Annotated in this window: 21 protein-coding genes; 7 read left to right on the top strand and 14 right to left on the bottom strand. The window is 65.4% G+C overall.

What is annotated here, in order from left to right:
* Window positions 1–221 precede the first annotated feature (221 nt).
* On the bottom strand, window positions 222–992 hold the full coding sequence (locus JJB99_RS28330; RefSeq protein ID WP_200495529.1) for an anti-sigma factor family protein: 771 nt from the start codon (window positions 990–992) through the stop codon (window positions 222–224).
* A gap of 103 nt (window positions 993–1095) precedes the next feature.
* Window positions 1096–1584: a sigma-70 family RNA polymerase sigma factor gene (locus tag JJB99_RS28325; RefSeq protein WP_200495528.1), complete on the bottom strand. Its 489-nt coding sequence runs from the start codon at window positions 1582–1584 to the stop codon at window positions 1096–1098.
* A 172-nt stretch (window positions 1585–1756) separates the two neighbouring features.
* On the opposite strand from JJB99_RS28325, the gene fabI reads away from it, so the two are divergent.
* The 4 genes from fabI (at window position 1757) to JJB99_RS28305 (ending at window position 5607) form a co-directional block, all read left to right on the top strand.
* Complete coding sequence (gene fabI / locus JJB99_RS28320; protein WP_200495527.1) at window positions 1757–2572, top strand: enoyl-ACP reductase FabI; 816 nt, start codon at window positions 1757–1759, stop codon at window positions 2570–2572.
* Between the two features lie 12 nt (window positions 2573–2584).
* Window positions 2585–3184 (top strand): histidine phosphatase family protein, encoded by a 600-nt coding sequence (locus tag JJB99_RS28315; RefSeq protein ID WP_200495526.1) that lies wholly within the window; start codon window positions 2585–2587, stop codon window positions 3182–3184.
* Between the two features lie 62 nt (window positions 3185–3246).
* The gene (aroC, locus tag JJB99_RS28310) at window positions 3247–4335 is read left to right on the top strand and encodes a chorismate synthase (RefSeq protein WP_200495525.1); all 1089 of its coding nucleotides are present in this window, start codon (window positions 3247–3249) and stop codon (window positions 4333–4335) included.
* Between the two features lie 81 nt (window positions 4336–4416).
* A complete protein-coding gene (locus tag JJB99_RS28305; protein ID WP_200495524.1) occupies window positions 4417–5607 on the top strand; it encodes an adenylate/guanylate cyclase domain-containing protein in 1191 nt (396 codons plus the stop codon).
* A gap of 42 nt (window positions 5608–5649) precedes the next feature.
* Here the strand turns inward: JJB99_RS28305 and clpS are convergent, their stop codons facing one another.
* From clpS to JJB99_RS28280, 5 genes are all read right to left on the bottom strand, one after another.
* Window positions 5650–5955 (bottom strand): ATP-dependent Clp protease adapter ClpS, encoded by a 306-nt coding sequence (clpS, locus tag JJB99_RS28300; RefSeq protein ID WP_200495523.1) that lies wholly within the window; start codon window positions 5953–5955, stop codon window positions 5650–5652.
* Between the two features lie 41 nt (window positions 5956–5996).
* Window positions 5997–6338 carry a DUF190 domain-containing protein gene (locus JJB99_RS28295; protein ID WP_200495522.1) on the bottom strand — a complete coding sequence of 114 codons (342 nt, stop codon included), beginning with the start codon at window positions 6336–6338 and terminating at the stop codon, window positions 5997–5999.
* A 2-nt stretch (window positions 6339–6340) separates the two neighbouring features.
* The gene (gene crcB / locus JJB99_RS28290; RefSeq protein WP_200495521.1) at window positions 6341–6769 is read right to left on the bottom strand and encodes a fluoride efflux transporter CrcB; all 429 of its coding nucleotides are present in this window, start codon (window positions 6767–6769) and stop codon (window positions 6341–6343) included.
* Window positions 6770–6970: 201 nt separating this feature from the next.
* Entirely contained in the window at window positions 6971–7360 is a 390-nt protein-coding gene (gene crcB, locus JJB99_RS28285; protein ID WP_200495520.1) for a fluoride efflux transporter CrcB, read from the bottom strand.
* Window positions 7360–8565 (bottom strand): MFS transporter, encoded by a 1206-nt coding sequence (locus JJB99_RS28280; protein WP_246775016.1) that lies wholly within the window; start codon window positions 8563–8565, stop codon window positions 7360–7362. Before JJB99_RS28280 ends, crcB (JJB99_RS28285) begins: the two co-directional genes overlap by 1 nt.
* A gap of 247 nt (window positions 8566–8812) precedes the next feature.
* Between JJB99_RS28280 and JJB99_RS28275 the strand changes: the two genes are divergently transcribed.
* From JJB99_RS28275 to JJB99_RS28265, 3 genes are all read left to right on the top strand, one after another.
* Window positions 8813–9673, top strand: coding sequence for a DUF1194 domain-containing protein (locus JJB99_RS28275; protein WP_200495519.1), 861 nt, complete (start codon window positions 8813–8815; stop codon window positions 9671–9673).
* Window positions 9674–9850: 177 nt separating this feature from the next.
* Window positions 9851–10483 carry a hypothetical protein gene (locus tag JJB99_RS28270; protein ID WP_200495518.1) on the top strand — a complete coding sequence of 211 codons (633 nt, stop codon included), beginning with the start codon at window positions 9851–9853 and terminating at the stop codon, window positions 10481–10483.
* Window positions 10484–10732: 249 nt separating this feature from the next.
* Window positions 10733–11335, top strand: coding sequence for a hypothetical protein (locus JJB99_RS28265; protein ID WP_200495517.1), 603 nt, complete (start codon window positions 10733–10735; stop codon window positions 11333–11335).
* Here JJB99_RS28265 and JJB99_RS28260 read toward each other — a convergent pair.
* The 7 genes from JJB99_RS28260 to JJB99_RS28230 form a co-directional block, all read right to left on the bottom strand.
* Entirely contained in the window at window positions 11332–12579 is a 1248-nt protein-coding gene (locus tag JJB99_RS28260; protein ID WP_200495516.1) for a class I SAM-dependent RNA methyltransferase, read from the bottom strand. The two genes, JJB99_RS28265 and JJB99_RS28260, sit on opposite strands and share 4 nt — an antisense overlap.
* Window positions 12572–13306, bottom strand: a complete 735-nt coding sequence (locus JJB99_RS28255) for a TlyA family RNA methyltransferase (RefSeq protein WP_200495515.1) — start codon at window positions 13304–13306, stop codon at window positions 12572–12574. The genes JJB99_RS28260 and JJB99_RS28255 overlap by 8 nt, the downstream gene beginning before the upstream one ends.
* Window positions 13307–13332: 26 nt before the next feature.
* Complete coding sequence (locus tag JJB99_RS28250; protein WP_200495514.1) at window positions 13333–13887, bottom strand: nucleoside 2-deoxyribosyltransferase; 555 nt, start codon at window positions 13885–13887, stop codon at window positions 13333–13335.
* Window positions 13888–14067: 180 nt separating this feature from the next.
* Window positions 14068–15996, bottom strand: a complete 1929-nt coding sequence (dxs, locus tag JJB99_RS28245) for a 1-deoxy-D-xylulose-5-phosphate synthase (RefSeq protein WP_200495513.1) — start codon at window positions 15994–15996, stop codon at window positions 14068–14070.
* A 599-nt stretch (window positions 15997–16595) separates the two neighbouring features.
* Window positions 16596–16847 (bottom strand): exodeoxyribonuclease VII small subunit, encoded by a 252-nt coding sequence (locus JJB99_RS28240; RefSeq protein WP_200495512.1) that lies wholly within the window; start codon window positions 16845–16847, stop codon window positions 16596–16598.
* Window positions 16848–16919: 72 nt separating this feature from the next.
* Complete coding sequence (locus JJB99_RS28235) at window positions 16920–17849, bottom strand: histone deacetylase family protein (RefSeq protein ID WP_200495511.1); 930 nt, start codon at window positions 17847–17849, stop codon at window positions 16920–16922.
* Between the two features lie 133 nt (window positions 17850–17982).
* Window positions 17983–19635 carry a bifunctional metallophosphatase/5'-nucleotidase gene (locus tag JJB99_RS28230; protein ID WP_200495510.1) on the bottom strand — a complete coding sequence of 551 codons (1653 nt, stop codon included), beginning with the start codon at window positions 19633–19635 and terminating at the stop codon, window positions 17983–17985.
* Window positions 19636–19668: the final 33 nt, after the last annotated feature.

Here is a 19668-nt window from a genome sequence, read left to right as displayed (position 1 = left end):
TGAGACGTATCGGCTGTCCGGCGGGGCACCCGATAAAAAGGTGCGGCCTCGAGAGGGGGACCAGCGCGGTACCAAAAACCCCAATCGAGGCCGCCCGCGTCGATCGGCGGATCGAACGCCACTCATAATCGCGTGATCACCCGGTGCGATAATGAGACGCGCCGATGTCCTGATTCCAGATTTTCAATGTCGGAATCTGGGCACCACGTTCGCGTAGTTGTCTAGGTGCCGTTTTTCTCTGCCTGGTCGTACACGGCTTGCGCCACCTTGGTCAGCCGGTCGCGATCACTGCTGCCGCTGACGACGTAGCCGACGCCGCGCTCGGCCCAGAACAGCGCCCCGTCCTTGTCCGTCTTGGCGTAGCGCATTTGCGTTGCACCATTCTCGGTCTTGGCGGTGTAGATCGTGTACCGCTCGCCCGAGGCGCCCTCATACATCAGGAACGAGGCCGGACCGTTCGGCCCCGGCAGCAGCCGGCCGCCGACCAGCTTCAGTCCGCTCGCCTCCAGGTTCGGCGCGAACACGGTCCAGCCGCAGCGCCGGGTCAGCCAGGCCTGGAGGTGGTCGCGCTCGTTACCGCCGACCTCGACGGGGTGGCGGACCTCGACGACATAGAGCCGGTGGGCGTCGAGCGCATCCGCCGTGAAGCTCTGGAAGGTGGAAGGCGCGTTGGCGGCGCCATGCGCGATCCAGCCGGCGGCGCCGCCGGCGACGAAGGCCACCAGCGCGGCCGCCGCGGCGCCATACAGCCATTGCCGGGGACGGCGCTCGAGCCGCTCGAGCTCCAGCCGCGCCGGCACCGGCTCCAGAGCGACGGCATCGTAGCGGGCGTGCAGCATCTCGGCCATGGCACGCCAGGACTGCACGCGCTCCGCATCATCAGGATGGGCGGCGAGCCAAGTCTCGACATCGGCGCGGCGCTCGGCCGGCAGCTCGCCGTCGACATAGGCGTGCAGTTCGTCCTCGGTCACTGGGATGTTGTGGTCGTTCATATCGGTCGTCTCTGGCTCTGCGGCCCAAAATGTTTTTCGTCACTCAATCTCGCGCGCCTCACCCGCAGACGGCGGGACAAAACGAGATGCATCGGCCCTGCCATCATTTCACCCGCCTGAGCGCCGGGCGCTCGCCCTCCAGCGAAGCTTTGACGTGGGCCCGCGCGCGGGCCAGGCGTGACATCACGGTGCCGATCGGCACGCCCTGGATGTCGGCGACCTCGCGGTAGCTCATGCCCTCCAGCATCACCAGCAGCAGCACCGAGCGCTGCTCCTCGACCAGCGTCGCCAGCGCCTTCTCGATGTCGCGTCCCTCGGCTTCGGTGCCGCTGGCATCCGGGTTGTTCTCCGTCAGCTGCATGAAGTGCGGCCGCCGCGCGAGTGAGCGCCGCCGGTTCTTGTTGAGGTTGGTCAGGATCGTGTAGAGCCAGCTCCTGACATCGCCTCCGAGAAACAATCGCTCCGAACGCAGCGCACGCACCAGCGTATCCTGCACCAGATCGTCGGCCGCATCCGCATCGCGCGTCAGCGCGCGGGCGTAGCGGCGCAACGCCGGGATCATGGCTTCCACGCTCTGGCGAAACGCACTCATGCCGTCTTTGATGTCCTACCGCTCGGCGCAAGCGCCACACTCATCATAACACCCGAACGGAACAGCTATTCCGGCGCTCGAAACAGCGTTAACGCCGCGTATTAGGGCTGTACCGCAGGGGAGGGCTGGTGTACCTCCAGACCTCAACGAGAGCTCCACGGGACGTTCAAAAATGGCGCAGAATTCAGGTCTGATGCAGGGCAAGCGCGGAGTGATCCTCGGCGTCGCCAACAACCGCTCGATCGCCTGGGGCATCGCCAAGGCATGCCACGCCGCCGGCGCCGAGCTCGCCTTCACCTATCAGGGCGATGCGCTGAAGAAGCGCGTCGAGCCGCTCGCCGCGGAAGTTGGCGGCCTCGTGCTCGGCCATTGCGACGTCACGGATGCCGCGACGATCGACGCCGCCTTCGCGGTGCTGAAGGAGAAGTGGGGCAAGATCGACTTCCTGGTGCATGCGATCGCCTATGGCGAGCAGCTCGACGGCCGCTACGTCGACACCACGCAGGAGAATTTTTCGAAATCGATGCTGATCTCCTGCTACTCGTTCACGGCGGTGGCGCAGCGCGCCGAGAAGCTGATGACCGACGGCGGCTCGCTGATCACGCTGTCCTATTACGGCGCCGAGAAGTGGATGCCGCACTACAACGTGATGGGCGTGGCCAAGGCGGCGCTGGAAGCCAGCGTGCGCTATCTCGCCGCCGACCTCGGCGAGAAGAACATCCGCGTCAACGCGATCTCGGCGGGGCCGATCAAGACGCTCGCGGCGTCCGGCATCGGCGACTTCCGCTATATCCTGAAGTGGAACGAGACCAACGCGCCGATGCGGCGCAACGTCTCCACCGAAGACGTCGGCGGCAGCGCGCTGTATTTCCTGTCGGACCTGTCGCGCGGCGTCACCGGCGAGGTGCATCACGTCGATTCCGGCTATCACGTGCTCGGCATGAAGCGCCCGGACGCGCCGGACATTTCACTCGGCGGCAAGGACTAATTACCGCTCGCGATGCCCGTGCCCACGATCTACTTCCTTCGCCACGGCGAGACCGAGTGGAATGCGCTCGGACGGCTCCAGGGCACCAGGGACGTCCCGCTCAATGCGCGCGGCCGCAGTCAGGCCGTGCATGCCGCTGGCGTACTGGCGGAGCTGTTCAAGCGTGACGGCAAGGACAGGGCGGCGCTGCCCTATGTGTCGAGCCCGCTCGGCCGTGCCCGTCAGACCATGGAACTCGTCCGCGGCAAGCTCGAATTGCCGCTCGCTGACTATTCGCTCGACGATCGCCTGCGCGAGATCGGCTACGGCAGCTGGGAAGGGTTGACGCTCGCCGAAAGCGAGGCGACCGATCCTGAGGTCTATGCCAGGCGCCTTGCCGACAAATGGACGGTGGCGCCGAGCGGCGGCGAGACCTATGCGGCGGTGCAGCTGCGCATGCTCGACTGGTACGAGTCGCTGCTGGTCGACACGGTGGCGGTTGCCCATGGCGGCACCTGCCGGGCCCTGATGGTTGCCTTGAGCATGGAGACTCCCGCCAGCGCCGCCGAGCTTTATATCGAGCAGGGCGCCGTCTATGTGTTCCGCGATGGCCGGCTGGAGAAGTACAGTTAGGCCTAGTTTGACCCCCGGCCCCTCGCGCGTTACCACACGCTGGAACCGAGCCTGCGAGCAGCATGTCCTTCAACACCTTCGGCCACATGTTCCGCGTCACCACCTTTGGCGAGAGCCATGGGGTCGCGATCGGCTGCGTGGTCGACGGCTGCCCCCCGATGATTCCGCTGACCGAGGCCGACATTCAGGGCGATCTCGACCGCCGCCGGCCCGGCCAGTCGCGCTTCACGACCCAGCGCCAGGAGCCGGACCAGGTCAAAATCCTCTCCGGCGTGATGGCGCATCCGGAGACCGGCGTGCAGGTGACGACGGGCACCCCGATCGGGCTTCTGATCGAGAACACCGACCAGCGCTCGAAGGACTATTCCGAGATCAAGGACAAGTTTCGCCCGGGCCACGCTGACTTCACCTATGAGGCCAAATATGGCCTGCGCGACTATCGCGGCGGCGGCCGCTCCTCCGCGCGCGAGACCGCAACGCGCGTCGCCGCCGGCGCGATCGCGCGAAAGGTGCTGCCTGACGTCAAGGTGCGCGGCGCGCTGGTGCAGATGGGCCCGCACAAGATCGACCGCGCCAAATGGGACTGGGACGAAGTCGCCAACAATCCGTTCTTCTGTCCGGACAAGGACAAGGCCGCGTTCTTCGAGTCCTATCTCGACGGCATCCGCAAGAGCGGCTCCTCGATCGGCGCGGTGATCGAGATCGTCGCCGAGGGCGTGCCGGCGGGCCTCGGCGCGCCGATTTACGCCAAGCTCGATTCTGATCTTGCGGGCGCGATGATGACCATCAACGCGGTGAAGGGCGTCGAGATCGGCGCCGGCTTTGGGGCGGCGGAGCTCACCGGCGAGGAGAACGCCGACGAGATGCGCACCGGCAATGATGGCACGCGCTTTTTGTCGAACCATGCCGGTGGCGTCCTGGGCGGCATCTCGACGGGACAGCCGGTGGTGGTGCGCTTCGCGGTGAAGCCGACCTCGTCGATCCTGCAGCCGCGCCGAACGGTCGATCGCGCCGGCGCCGACACCGAGATCATGACCAAGGGGCGTCACGACCCTTGCGTCGGCATCCGCGCCGTGCCCGTCGGCGAAGCCATGATGGCTTGCGTGCTGGCGGATCACTTTCTGCGCGACCGCGGCCAGGTCGGGCGCTAGCTCGCGCAGGGGGCGGTCGCGTCGCGGCACCAGCCCACCGCGCAACTTGACGATCCCACAACTTCATCCGCTAATGCGGTCATGCAAAGCTCCGGGCTCCAGCGCATCATCAACTGGCTGATTGACGGCGCGCGGTCGTCGGGGACCCCGGCCGAGATGATCGCCGACGTGGGCGAGCGTCTGGTCGAGGCCGGCCTGCCGCTGTGGCGGTTCGGCATCTTCATCCGCACGCTGCACCCGGAAATCTTCGGCCGCAACTTCATCTGGCGGCAGGGCGAGGAGGTCGAAATCGGCACCGTCGATTTCGACATCCTGGACACGCCTGAATTCGCCCAGAGCCCGCTTCGTATCGTGTTCGAGCAGGGGATCGAGGTCAGGGGACGCGTCGACGATCCCGACGGCGTGCGGTTTCCGATCGTCAACGACATGCGTGCCGACGGGGCGACCGACTATATCGCGATTCCGATGCCGTTTCTTGACGGCTCGGTCCACGCGACCAGCTGGATGACGCGGCATCCCGGCGGCTTCACCGACGACCACATCGCGGCGATCCGCACCATCATGGCGCCGCTCGCGCGTGTCAGCGAGATCATCAGCCAGCGCCGCACCGCCGAGATGCTGCTCGACACTTATGTCGGCAACCGCGCCGGCGCGCGCGTTCTCGGCGGCCAGATCCGCCGCGGCCATCACGACACCATGCAGGCCGCGATCTGGCTCTCAGACATGCGCGGCTTCACCGCGCTGTCGGACCGGCTGCCGGCCGAAACCGTGGTCGAAATCCTCAACCAATATTTCGATTGCCAGGTCACCGCGATCCGCGGCCATGGCGGCGAGGTGCTGAAATTTATGGGCGACGGCCTGCTCGCGGTGTTTCCGATCGACGAATATGTCGGCGATGCTCGGCATGTCTGCGCGCGCGTGCTGCAAGCTGCGCGCGAATCCCGCGCCAGCGTCGCGGCGCTCGCCTTTCCGGTCGGCGACATCGTCGAGCGCTTCCGCTTCGGCGTCGCGCTCCACGTCGGCAACATCCTCTACGGCAATATCGGCGGCGGCAACCGCCTCGACTTCACCTGCATCGGTCCCGCCGTCAATCTCGCCGCGCGGCTGGAGAGGATTGCCGGCCGGCTCGGCCGCACCGTCGTCGCCTCCGAAGGTTTTGCCAATGCCTGCCGCCACGACTGGCGCGAGCTCGGCGAGTTTCCGATCGCGGGATTTTCCAAGGCCCAGCGCGTGTACGGGCTCGGCGAGGAGACGCCGGTGGTGATGGCGTGATGCAAACCGAGCTGAAGGTCAATCATTGTCGCACGATGAAGCCTATTCCTCGGGCTCCGTGGTGAACAGCAGCGGATAGCCCTTGGCGCGGCCGGCGTCGGTGGCGCGCGTCGCCTTGGTCTCGGCGACGTCCTTGGTGAACACGGCAACCACGCAAGCACCCAGCTTGTGGGCGGTGATCATGACCTTGTAGGCCTGATCCTCGGTCATGCGGAATTCGGCCTTCAGCACCATCGTGACGAATTCGCGCGGCGTGTAGTCGTCGTTGATCAGGATGACCTTGTGCAGCTTCGGCCGCTCGACCTTGGTCTTTGTTCGCGTCTTCGGCTTGGTGACAATGTCGTTCATTCCGCCTCCCGGACACGGCGGCTAGGTTTCCTGCCGGAGCGTCAGCTCGCGCCCCGCGCACCATATTGCAGGACCTGGACCTTCTCCAAGGTGATCAGGCCGCTCGACATCATGCCATCCAGGATGGGCAGGAATGCGTTGATGTTGTCCTCGCTGTCGACGATCTCGATCAAGAGCGGCAGGTCCTCCGAGAGCCGCAGGATCTTCGAGGTGTGCAGCCGGCTCGATTTGCCGAACCCCATCGGGCCGCGCAGCACGGTGGCGCCGGCGAGGTGCCGCTCGCGCGCCGCGATCACGATCGCCTCATAGAGCGGCCTGCCGTCGAAATGGTCGCTCTCGCCAATGAAGATGCGGAGTGAAAGGGCCTGATGGGGAATTTGCATGGTCAGCTCCTTTTCAAGCGGTTGGTGCGGCTCGCCATCATATGGCCGAGCCAGACCGACGCCAGCCAGCAGACGACCGAAGCTACGATATAGGCCAACGCCGTATATTTCATGCCGCCGTTGATCAGGCGGAAGGTCTCGAGGCTGAAAGTCGAGAAGGTCGTGTAGCCGCCGCAGAACCCCGTCATGACGAACTGCCGGTGCTCGGGCCGTGCCAGCACGCGGCCATCGGGCCCGGTGAGCGTGGCGTAGAAGCCGATGATCAGCGAGCCGGTGGCGTTGATGAACAGCGTCGCGACCGGGAAGCCGGGACCCGTGTCGAGCGCGAGCCCGACCAGATAGCGCGTCAGCCCGCCAATGATGCTGCCGGCGGCCACCCACGCATAAAGGATCGCGATACGCCAGCGCTCGGCGGAGGAGGGGGACTTCATCTGCCGCTGCCTGTTCTCCCTCTCCCCGCGTGCGGGGAGAGGGTTGGGATGAGGGGGGCTCTCCGCGGGGGCGGTGAGAGCTGAGTTTGCGGAGAGTCCCCCTCACCCGGAATCTGCGTTTCACGCAGATTCCGACCTCTCCCCGCAAGCGGGGCGAGGTGAAGCTGCGGCGCGGACAATGCTTCTGCAAATGCCACCGTGCTAGCCTCCAAGGCTGTCCGCCAGGAGGAAGCCGCAACTGACGGCGGCGAGGCACAGCCCGACTGAGAACACGACGTTGCCGAGCGCGTGCATCGGCTCGCCGTTGCGCGCGAGTGTCAGCGTTTGCAGGCTGAACGAGGACACCGTGGTGTAGCAGCCAAGGAAACCGGTCACCGCGAAGAGCCAGGGATTGGGCGCGGCGAACACCGAGCCGGGATGGGTCGCCAGCGCACCAAAGATGCCGATCAGGAAGGCGCCAGTGACGTTGATGGTCATGGTGCCCCACGGAAACGTCTCGCCCAGCCGCCGGGCGATCGCGCCGGAGACGAAATAGCGCGCGCAGCCGCCGAGCACGCTGCCGATCACGATCGCGATGACTCCGCTCGGCATCACTTGTCCTCCGCAGCCAGCCCGTTGCCCACCGTGAGCAGCCCCGCGAGCGCAACCAACGCGAAGCCGAGCCCGACCAGGAACGTGCCCATCGGACCATAGGCGTCCCACAGCGCGCCGGCGATCACGCTCGCGGCCAGCAAGGCAAGCCCGGTGAACACGTTGAAATAGCCGAACGCGGTGCCGCGCAGGCTCGGCGGCGCGGCATCAGCGACGAGGGCCGAGAGCAAGCCTTGTGTCAATCCCATATGCAGGCCCCACAGCACGACGCCGAGCGCGAGGCCCGCAAGGTTCGGCAGCAGCGCGAGCGTAAGATCGGCGCCGGCGAGGAAGACGAGGCCGAGCGCGAGCAGGCCGGTGCGGTTGATCCGGTCCGACAGCACGCCGGCCGGGTAGGCCGACAGCGCGTAGGCGATGTTCATCAGCACCAGCACCGCCGGCACCCACATCGCATTGAGGCCGATGTTCTGCGCGCGCAGGATCAGGAAGGCCTCGCTGAAGCGGGCGAGCGTGAAGACGATTCCGACCGCCACGATGCGCCAATACACCGATCCGAGCTGCCGCATCGCGGCAAGGTTCAGCGGATTCTTGACAGGCTCCCGGCTCGGATCCGGCTCCGGCTCGCTCACCGCGAACGCGATCAGCCCGAAGGACAGGAAGCCCGGCAGCACCGCCACCCAGAACACCGCGGTAAAATTGTCCGCCGTCCACCACATCAGGCCGATCGCCGCGAGCGGCCCGACGAAAGCGCCGACGGTATCGAGCGACTGCCGCAGGCCGAAGCTCGCGCCGCGCAGGCCGATCGGTGCGATATCGGCGATCAGCGCATCGCGCGGCGCGCCGCGAATGCCCTTGCCGACGCGGTCGATGAAGCGGGCCGCGACCAGCCAGCCGACGCTGGGGGCGAGCGGGAACAACGGTTTTGTCAGCGCGGCGAGCCCATAGCCGAGCGCGGCGAGGAACTTGCGGCGGCCGAGCCAGTCCGACAGCGCGCCGGAAAAGATCTTGGTGATCGAGGCGGTCGCCTCGGCAATGCCTTCGATGAAGCCAACCGTGAGCGTGGAGGCGCCGAGCACGGTGACGAGATAGACCGGCAGCAGCGCGTGGATCATCTCGGAGGAGATGTCCATCAGCAACGAGACGAAGCCGAGCACCCAGATCGCCCTGGGCAACGCGCTGCGCGCAGCATTCGGTGTCGTCGTCACGTCCTGACCTTCATTTCAAGCAACAAAAAACCCGCCATCGGCGGGTTTGTGAGTCCCAGCCTAGCATGGAACTCCCGCGGGACAAGAGGTCGGGGCGCTCCGTCGCGTGCGGCACGACCGTGGCGACACGACGGCCAGTCGCGGGCGCGGCCTAAAACCCTAACTCGAATGTGAAGCGCAAGCGATCTTCGCACTTTGCGGCCAGCCGATTGCATGTCACCATCGCGTCATACGACGGGAGACTGCGATGCGCATGCTGTTCTCGATCGGGGCTGTGCTGGTGGCCGGCATGTTCGCCGGAGGGGACGTCGCGGGAATCGCGGCACCAGGACCCAAATTTGAGCCGAAGAACCAGCAGCTGGCGGCCGACAGGGATGCGCAGACGGTCGATGTCGAGCTGATCCTCGCGGTCGATGTCTCCTATTCCATGGATATGGACGAGCTCGCGGTCCAGCGCGAAGGCTATGCCCAGGCGCTCCAGTCGAAGGAATTCCTCCAGGCGCTGAAGCTTGGACCGAACGGCCGCATCGCGGTGACCTATTTCGAGTGGGCCGCTTCCACCGACCAGAAGGTCATCATTCCCTGGCGGCTGGTCGACGGACCGGAGACCGCGGATGCGGTCGCCGCCGAGATCATGAAGACGCCGATCCGGCGCGCCTCGCGCACCTCGATCTCCGGCGCGATCACTTTCGCGATGCCGCTGTTCGACGAGGATCCCTATCGCGGCCTGCGCCGCGTGATCGACATCTCCGGCGACGGTCCCAACAACAATGGTGGTCCGGTCACGGTGGCGCGCGACGCCGCGCTCGAGAAGGGCATCGTCATCAACGGCCTGCCGATCATGGTCAAGGAGCCGTCCTACTCGACCATGGATATCGACAATCTCGATTATTACTACGAGGACTGCGTTATCGGCGGCCCCGGCTCGTTCGTGATCTCGATCCAGGACCGCGAGAAGTTCAAGGAAGCGATCCGCACCAAGCTGCTGATGGAGGTTGCGGGCCGCACGCCGGAGCGTCCCGTGATGCGCGTTGCCGACAAGGACAAGGAGCCGCGGGTCAGCTGCCTGATCGGCGAGAAGATATGGTCGGACCGCTGGGGGCGCTGAGATCCGCCGCTGCGAATGAGATCGTTTGCCGCTGCGGCGGCCGGTCGGATTTAACCGCTCGTTAACCAGCCCGTGGTCCTATTCCATTGTTTCCAGGTGTTTCAGGATCGTGCCTGATACTGTGCGCGAACGTGCGAACGAACGCGTCCTTGTGAGACTTGTCCGCCGAGCAATCCCATGGCCGTCATCTCGTCGAGCACCAACCAGATTTCGCCCGCCAACGAGCGCATGTATCATCAGAGCGCTCTGGTCGGTGACTGGAAGGGCAATTGGGCAGGTAACAACCAGGCCGTCGGCTTCAAGGTCGTCAACATCCGCGGGGCCCGCGCTCAGATCGAGTACACCCATAACGGGCACACCGAGCGTGGTTTCGGCGAGGTCAATGGTGCAACGATCACCTACGGCAACGTCACCATCGGCACCAAGGACGGCAAGAATCTCGCCCTCGTGTTCTCCGCCGGCGGTGGTCAGGCGACCGCCACTCTCCAGAAGCAGGCCCCGCCAGGTTCCGACAGCAATCTGATGGGAAGCTGGGGCGGCTATTCCGCCGACAACGGCAAGACCGCGAGCTTTCGCGTGCTGGCCATTGACGGCAAAGAGGCGACGGTCAGCGTCACCACCGACGGGATCACCCGCCAGGGCACCGGCTACGTCTACAAGAACGTCATCATGTTCGGCCAGTCGCAGATCGCGACCGACGACGGCAAGAACGGCAAGATCATCTTCCAGGTTGGCACCAAGTCGTTCATGGTGCCTGTGACGAAATATCCGCCGGCGGATTCATCGTCCTCGGTGGACCAGACGGCGTAGCCGTTCACGGCTGCTCGCCGGCGCCCATCCACATCCTCATAGCGAGCTACTGTGAGCTCCGTCATCCCCGCGCGATGGCGAAGCCATTGTCGCTGGAGGTGCGAGTGGCGCGATGCAAAGATTCCGACGGCAATCACGTTTCGGGATGGGCGTCGCTGGAACCGAGTGAAGCGACGCCCGCGCCAGCTCCGCTGGCATTTGCGGCGTTGGTCGCGTATAATTTTGCGCATTATTCTGACGGTTACCTGAATGCCCTGCTTCGCTCGTTCCTGCGCTCTTGCAACTCTCGTCACGCTGCTCTGCCTCAGTGGCGCGCCTGTCCATGCGCAGGTCGCGCCGCTGCAATATTGGATCCCGGGCGGGCCTTTCGGTTTCGGCGGCAGCGCCGTCGAGAGCAGTGATGGCTACGGCAATTTTCCGAGCTTCAATGCAGGCACTGCCAATGGCGGATACGATTTTCGCCCGGGCTTTTTCGTCGGAAGCCAGCGCGGCAGCCTGGGCTTGAGCGGCTTCAGCCAGCCCGCGCCGACCGGCAATTTCAGTGCGCTCTCCTATGACAGCACGCAGTTCGGTTACAACACCAAAACGGCAGGCGGCATGCCTGTCACGTTCTTTGCAGGTTTCGACACGCTCAAATTCGGCAACGGCATCGGCAGCTCGCTCGCCCCGTTGACCTCGGGCGCAGCACCAGGATACAGCGCATTTGCGGGCGTCGAATTCAAGCCGACTTCCAACCTCAGCCTGTCGTTCGGGGCCGGGTTTACCCAACAGGATTCGGGTCGCATGGACAGCGACATCAGATCGAACATGCTGCCCGGCGAGTCGCCGGCGCTGAGTGGGCTTCGTCGTTAGCGCGAGAACTTCGCCACCAGTTCCACATGCGGCGTGTGGCGGAATTGGTCGACCGGCACGACGGTCTCGATCTTGTAGCCGCCGTCGATCAAGAGCCGCGCATCGCGGGCAAACGTCGCGACGTTGCAGGAGACCGCAACCACCACTGGCACCTTGCTCGCAGCAAGCTTCAGCGCCTGCGCCTGCGCGCCCTGGCGCGGCGGGTCGAACACCACAGCATCGAAGTCGCGCAGCTCCGGCGGCACCAGCGGGCGGCGGAACAGGTCACGCGGCTCGGCCTTGATCGGCTTCAGGCCGGGCGTGCGCGCGGCCTTGGCCAGCGCCGCGATGGCGCCGGCGTCGTTGTCGTAGGCTGTGACGCGCGCCTTCTCTGCAAGCCGTAGCGCGAATGGACCGACGCCGCAGAAGAGATCGAGAACCTCCTTGGCCTTGCCGACACGCTCGGCGACGAGGGCGGCCAGCGTCTCGTCGCCCGCGACGGTTGCTTGCAGGAACGAGCCCGGCGGCAGCGTCACTTCAGTGCGGCCCATCTTGACGATCGGCGCGAGGCGTTGCAGCACCAACTCGCCATGCCGCGTCAGTCGCGCCAGCTGATGCTGCTCGGCAACGCGCGACAGCGCGGTGACGATCGCTGTCGGCAGCGGGCCTGAGCCGCGCACGTCGATGTCGAGGCCGTTGGCGGTGGCGGTGACCTGGATGTCGAGCGGCTTTGTCACCGGCATCTTCGAGGTCAGCAGTTCGGCGACCGCCCAAGCGGCATCGAGCGCGCCGTCGAGCGCGGGATCGAGGATCGGGCAGCGATGGATCGGGATCACGTCGTGCGAGCCTGCCGCCGAGAAGCCGACCTTGAGCACGTCATGCGTGCCGAATCTTCCATGAAGCGTGACGCGCCGGCGCCCCGCGCCGTGGGCATCGACCAGCGGCGCCACCTCGCATGCGATGCCGGCTTGCGTGAGGGTCTGGAGCACAATGCCGCGCTTCCAGGCGTGGTAGGGTTCGGCCGCCCAGTGCTGGATCGCGCAGCCGCCGCAGACGCCGAAATGCGGACAGAACGGTTCGATGCGCTCGGGGCTGGCGGCATCCACCGCCAGCAGCTTGCGGCGGTCGGGATGCTGGCCCAAGGCGTGATCGACCTCGACGGTCTCGCCGCCGAGCGCAAACGGCACATAGATCGCATCGCCCGCGTCGCGCGAGACGCCGTCGCCGCGATGGCCGACGTGATCGATCCTCAAGCGCTCAACCACGGCGCGCGCCCAGGAAGAATTCGATATTGCCGTCGCCGCCTGCGATGGAGGAGGGGAACACCTCGATATCGGTACAGCCGAGCGAAGCGGCAAAGGCCGCGATGTCATCGCAGATTTGCCGATGCACGGCGGCGTCGCGAATGATGCCCTTCTTGTTGTGCTTTCTGTCAGCCTCGAATTGCGGCTTGATCAGCGCCAGCAGGCTCATGGGCGCTGCCGCCAGCGACAGCGCCACCGGTAGCACAATCTTCAGCGAGATGAAGCTGACGTCGATGACGACGACATCGGGCCGCGCCGGCAGCCGCTTGCCCTCATAGCTGCGAATGTCCGTCTCCTCCATCGACACGATTTTTGGATGACCGCGCAGCGAGGGATGCAGCTGGCCGGTGCCGACATCGACAGCAAAGACGAGACTCGCGCCGTTCGCCAGCAGCACCTCGGTGAACCCGCCGGTGGAGGCGCCGACGTCAAGGCAGACATGATCCTCGATCTCGATGGGATAGCGTTCCAGCGCACCGGCGAGCTTGACGCCGCCGCGCGACACGTAGGGGTGCGCGGGCTCGGCCTGGATCACCGCGTCCTCGGCGACCGTCTCCGAAGGTTTTGCCACGTGCCTGTCATCGGCCGTCACGAGGCCGGCCTCGATCGCCGCGCGCGCCCGCGCCCGGCTCTCGAACAGGCCGCGCTCGACCAGCAGAACATCCGCGCGCTTGCGGGCAGGGGGCATGATCTCTCCGGAGACGATTGAAACGTCTATGTAGCGATCAATCGCGCGGCCGCCATCCGGACGCAAGTCTCGAACGCGGCCAGATCGTGCCAGACATCGATCGGCATCGTGGCCGGCGTCACCAGCGGGCAACCATGCAGCTCCAGCCCATGGATCATCATGAGGTTGTCGGCGAGGCCAAAATCCTCGACCGTCAGCCCCTGCGCATCGACCAGCCGCCCGTCCTCGGACGTCACATCCATGAAGCGGCCGAGACGGTCGGCGTAGGTGGCGCCGTCGTTGGAATAAGCGAGGCAGAATTTGCGGCGGCCGGCCATGTAGCCGAGCTCGTAGACGGTGCCGGGATCGGCGCCGGCGCCGCGGAACGGGGTGAGATTGGCGATGGTGGCATCGGCCTCGTCCATCATCGCCTCATTGCCGCAAAAAATCTGCCGCGAGGCATCGGGCGCGGCGAGGTCGATCGCGTTGTCGAGCGGATAGAGGCCGCTGAGGCCATGGGCGGCGCAGATCTCGACCTTGCGCCGGCCGACCTCGACCGCATCCGGCAGGAACACGTCGGGGCCTGCCAGATAGATTTTCATGGAGTGAATGCTCTGAAGAAATCAGACGAGCTACAAGCCGCGGCGAAAGCTGCGCTCCCTCCCCCGCTTGCGGGGGAGGGTTGGGGAGAGGGTATCTCGGCAACGAAGACTCCCCCAGAGGAGAGAGCCCTCACCCGCGCCTTCGGCACGACCTCTCCCGCAAGCGGGAGAGGTGAACAATCAAGCCAGCTTGACCGTCTCGGTCTTGTCGTCCTTGCCGAGCGCCTCGAACACCTTGGCGACGATGCCCTTGGCGTCGAGACCGGCGCGGGCGTACATCGCGGCCGGCGTGTCGTGGTCCTGGAACACGTCGGGCAGCACCATGGAGCGGAACTTGACCATGCCGGTGTCGAGCACGCCCTGATCGGTCAGGTACTGCGCGACATGCGAGCCGAAGCCGCCGATCGCGCCTTCCTCGATCGTGATCAGGATCTCGTGGTCGCGCGCGAGCTTGAGCACCAGCTCGGTGTCGAGCGGCTTCATGAAGCGGGCGTCAGCGATCGAGGTGGACAGGCCAAGGGCTGCGAGCTCGTCGGCCGCCTTCTCGCATTCGGCGAGGCGCGTGCCAAAGGAGAGCAGGGCGATCTTGCTGCCCTGGCGGATCATGCGGCCCTTGCCGATCTCGAGCGGAATGCCGACTTCGGGCATCTCGATGCCGCGGCCTTCGCCGCGCGGATAGCGCAGCGAGCTCGGGCGGTCGTTGATCGCGACCTGGGTCGCAACCATGTGCACGAGCTCGGCTTCGTCCGCCGCCGCCATGATCACCATGTTGGGCAGGCAGCCGAGATAAGCATTGTCGAACGAGCCGGCATGGGTCGCGCCGTCGGCGCCGACGAGGCCGGCGCGGTCGATGGCGAAGCGCACGGGCAGGCTCTGGATCGCGACGTCATGCACGATCTGGTCGTAGCCGCGCTGCAGGAAGGTCGAATAGATCGCGCAGAACGGCTTGTAGCCTTCGGTCGCAAGACCGGCGGCGAAGGTCACAGCGTGCTGCTCGGCGATACCGACGTCGAAGGTGCGGTCCGGGAAGGCCTTGTTGAAGATGTCGACGCCGGTGCCCGACGGCATCGCCGCGGTGATGGCGACGATCTTGTCGTCCTTCTGCGCTTCCTTGACCAGGCTCTGGCCGAACACGTTCTGATAGGCTGGCGCGTTCGGCTTGGCCTTGGCTTGCGTACCGGTGGCGACGTCGAACTTGACCACCGCATGATACTTGTCGGCGGAGGCTTCCGCCGGGCCGTAGCCCTTGCCCTTCTGCGTCACGACATGGACCAGGATCGGGCCGGTCTCCATGTCGCGCACGTTCTTCAGCACGGGCAGGAGATGGTCGAGGTTATGGCCGTCGATCGGGCCGACGTAGTAGAAGCCGAGCTCCTCGAACAGCGTGCCGCCGTCCATCATGAAGCCGCGGGAATATTCTTCGACGCGATTGGCGCGGTTGGCGATGATCTTGGGCAGGCGCTTGTTGATCTGCTTGGCCGCATCGCGCAGCGTGCGGTAGGTCTTGCCGGAGTAGAGGCGCGATAGATAGGCGCTCATGGCGCCGACCGGCGGCGCGATCGACATGTCATTGTCGTTGAGGATGACGATCAGGCGCGAGTTCATCGCGCCGGCGTTGTTCATGGCCTCATAGGCCATGCCGGCCGACATCGCGCCGTCACCGATCACTGCGATAACGTTGTTCTTGCCGCCCGAGAGATCGCGCGCGACCGCCATGCCGAGGCCGGCCGAGATCGAGGTCGAGGAATGCGCGGCGCCGAACGGATCGTAATCGCTCTCGCTGCGCTTGGTGAAACCGGACAGGCCGCCGCCGGTGCGCAGCGTGCGGATGCGGTCGCGCCGGCCGGTGAGGATCTTGTGCGGATAGGCCTGATGGCCGACGTCCCAGATCAGCCGGTCGCGCGGCGTATCGAAGACGTAATGGATCGCGGTGGTGAGCTCGACCACGCCGAGGCCGGCGCCGAAGTGACCGCCGGTCACCGAAACGGCATCGATGGTCTCCTGCCGCAGCTCGTCGGCGACCTGGCGAACCTGCTCGACCTTGAGCTTGCGCAGGTCGTCCGGGGTCCGGATAGTGTCGAGAAGCGGCGTTTTACTGTATGCGTTCACGGCGATTTCCAATTTGTCAGCGCCGGAAGGTCATTCCGGCGCGCGATGGGTTTGCACAATATCGGCGCAGCGCGAGTCCTAAAACCGTCGGAGCCACCTGCCTGGGGCAAGGCCCCGTCTTCAAGCTTAGGTGAGCTTAAGTGCGCTCCGGTTCAGTCTCTGTGATCCCTGTCACTTAGATCGGCTTCGTCCGTCCCAGCCAATTTCATCAGCAGATTGAAGCGCTTGTCGTCGGCAATCGATGCCCACGCAAGGCTTGCAAAAAGCCACACTCCGCGCAGCTTTACACCAAACCTTGGGCCAAAGCCAACCCGCCCGGCCGATTGCGGCCATGCAGCTGCAACCGGCGCGCCAGATTGGTTAACTCTAGGCCTTGACGGCCGGTTCCCTTCTGCCGGCTTCGTTGGCCGCGCTTTTCGCTCGAATGAGGGGCCTTTTGCCTCCTCAGCAGGCCTGGTTCCGGCGGGGGGAACATTGTCCCCGCCAGTTCCGGGACCGGAACGCCATGCGGGACTCTGTCGTGAAGACAATGCAAACGGGCCTGCCGCCCGAGGACACTGCACGCGGCCGGGGCTGCAAATGGAACGGCGTGCCGGCCTTTACTGCACGTCGAGCGGCGCGGTGCCGGTGGCCTGCCCGCTGGCATCGGTGGTGATCTTGTCGACGCGGGCCTCGGCCTGGCGCAGCAGGTCCTCGCAGCGGCGCTTCAAGGCCTCGCCGCGCTCGTAGATCGTCACGGATTCCTCGAGCGGCACCTTGCCCTCCTCGAGCCGCTTCACGATCATTTCGAGTTCCTCGATCGCGCGCTCGAAGGTGAGCCTGGAGACGTCGACTTGGGTGTTTTCGGCCATATCCGTTTCCGATTGCCCGATTCGCTTCTCTTGCAAAACAGCAGAGTTTTGCGGGCTTAATGTGGCGGTGCGTCAGGCGCCCATCAGGGCGCCGACATGCGCCGTAACAGATTCTTTCAATCCTTGCAGGTCATAGCCGCCTTCGAGCACCGAGACAACGCGCCCGCCTGCGGACTTGTCGGCAAGGTCCATCAGCTTGCGCGTGACCCAGCTGTAGTCCTCCGCGCGCAAGTTCAGCGAGGCCAGCGGATCGCGGTAATGCGCGTCGAAGCCGGCGGAGATGACGAGCAGCTCGGGGCTGAATTTTTCCAGCCGCGGCAGGATCAGACTCTCGAACGCGGCGCGGAATTCCGGGCCGCCGTCTTCGGAAGCGAGCGGCGCGTTGACGATGGTGTCGTGCTCGCCGCGCTCGCCCTTCGCGCCGGTGCCTGGGAACAGCGGCATCTGGTGCGTCGAGCAGTACATCACCGTCGGGTCCGACCAGAAGATGTCCTGCGTGCCGTTGCCGTGATGCACGTCGAAATCGACGATGGCGGCGCGCTCGATGCCGAATTTGCGCTGCGCATGGCGCGCGGCGATCGCGACATTGTCGAAGAAGCAAAAGCCCATCGGCTTGCCGATCTCGGCGTGGTGGCCGGGTGGGCGCACCGCGACGAAGGCGTTGCGGTGCTCGCCATTCATCACCGCCTCGGTCGCCGCCACCGCTCCGCCGACGCCGCGCATGACCGCTTCCCATGTACCAGGCGACATCGAGGTGTCGCCGTCGATATAGACCTGGCCGCTGGTCGGCGCGATGTGGCGCAGCTCGGTCACGTAATGTTCGTTGTGGCACAACGTGACGAGATCGAGATCGCCTTCCGGCGCGAGGTCGCGCGCCAGGAACTGGAAGCGCTCATGCGACAGCGCTTCCTCCACCGCGCGCAGACGGTCCGGCCGTTCCGGATGTCCCGGCGGGGTGACGTGGTCGAGGCAGGCCTTGTGGGAGAGGAGAAGCGTGCTCATCAGGTCGGCCTCATGGAGTGCGGGCTCTCGCCGTCGTTGGCGCATCCGGCGCAAAAACGCAATGCAAAACCCAATCTATGCGTTCCCCGGGGAATGGCAAAGGGCGGTCCCGCGGCAGTCCGTTTGATCCGGATCAATTCACGCGCAGGATGCGGGTCGGCGGCAATGGCCCAATCGGGCCGTGCGCGCGGAAGAACGCGAACAGCGCGTCCGCGTCATAGCCGCCATATTGTGGCGAGGTACCCTGCTTGGCGACTGTGAAACCGTCGCCGCCGACGGCGAGGTAATCGTTGAGGGTGACGCGGTAGCCGCTGCCGGCTTCGATCGGCCTGCCGTTGAGCGTGATCTTGTCAGCCATCACGCGCTCGCCGAACGGTTTTGCCGCGTCCCAAGTGTAGCTGAATCCGTTCGACACTTGCAGGATCCGCGGCCGCTTCGGATCGAGCCATTGCTGCTCCAGCAGTTCCTTGAGCTGGCTGCCGGTCAGCGTCATCGTAACGAGGCGGTTGCGGAACGGCTGGCTGGCGAACACATCGCCGAATGAGACGGCCCCGTTCTCCTTCGGCACGATATCGATGCGGATGCCGCCGGGATTGGTGAGCGCGATGACGGCGCTGCCGTCCTTGGCGTCTCTCGTCGCGGCGAGCTGCGCGTCCGCGATGACGTCGCCGAGTACGCTTTCGCCGGCCTCGTTCGGCACGCGCGACAACGTTTGCGTCACTGATCCTGCCGGACGGTTGGCGATCGGCGCCGACAGTCTGTCATAGGCCTCGATCAGCGCGGTCTGCTCGGGATCCCTGGCGAGCGAGGAATTGGCAACGATGACATTGTCGGCCTTGGCGCTGATCACGTCGCGGCTCGCCGGATCGAGCTTGAGGTCGATCGCGGTGACCAAGGTGCCGTATTTGTCGCCGCTGGTGACGAGCCGTCCGTCGATCTGGCAAACATAGGCACGATGCGTATGGCCGCTGACGACGATGTCCACGGCGCGATCGAATTTCTTGACGATGTCGACGATCGGGCCCGAAATGCCGGGGCACTCGTTGTAATCGCCGACCGGCTCGCCGCCTTCGTGGATCAGCACCACGATGGCTTCGACCCCGCGCGCCTTCAACTGCGGCACGAGTGCGTTCACCGTTTCCGCCTCATCGCGGAATTCGAGGCCGGCAATGCCTGTGGGCGAGACAATGCCGGCGGTGCCCTTCAAGGTCAGGCCGATGAAGGCGACGGGGATGCCGTCGAATTCCCTGATCTCGTAGGGCGGCAGCACGCTCTTGCCGGTCGCGCTCTCCACGGTGGAGGCCGCGAGATAGTGGAATTTGGCTCCCAGAAAGGGATGCGGGCCCTGGCAGCCGTCGACGGGATGGCAGCCGCCATTCTGCATCCTGAGCAGCTCGGTCTTGCCCTCGTCGAACTCGTGATTGCCGACCGAGGTGATCGCCAGCCCCATCATCGAAAGCGCCTCGACCGAAGGCTCGTCGTGGAACATCGCCGACAGGAACGGGCTCGCGCCGATCAGATCGCCGGCGGCGACGAAGATCGTGTTCCTGTGCCCCTCGCGCAGCTGCTTCACCAGCGTCGCCATGTATTCGGCGCCGCCGGCGGCAACCGTGACCTTCCTGGTCTTGCCTTCGGGATCATTGATGCGGATGCCGCCCGGCGGCGGGCGCAGATTGCCGTGGAAATCGTTGATCGCGAGAATGCGCAGCTCGACCGGCGCTGCGGTTTGCGCGGAAGCGGGCAGGGTGGAGATGAGCGCGAGCGCAGCAAGGAGTAGGTATTTCATGGAACAGGACTAATCAATTCCGCGCGAAGATTT

It is taken from the genome of Bradyrhizobium diazoefficiens, from assembly GCF_016616235.1.
Lineage (GTDB): Bacteria > Pseudomonadota > Alphaproteobacteria > Rhizobiales > Xanthobacteraceae > Bradyrhizobium > Bradyrhizobium diazoefficiens_H.
This window is presented reverse-complemented; position numbering and strand designations above follow the sequence as displayed.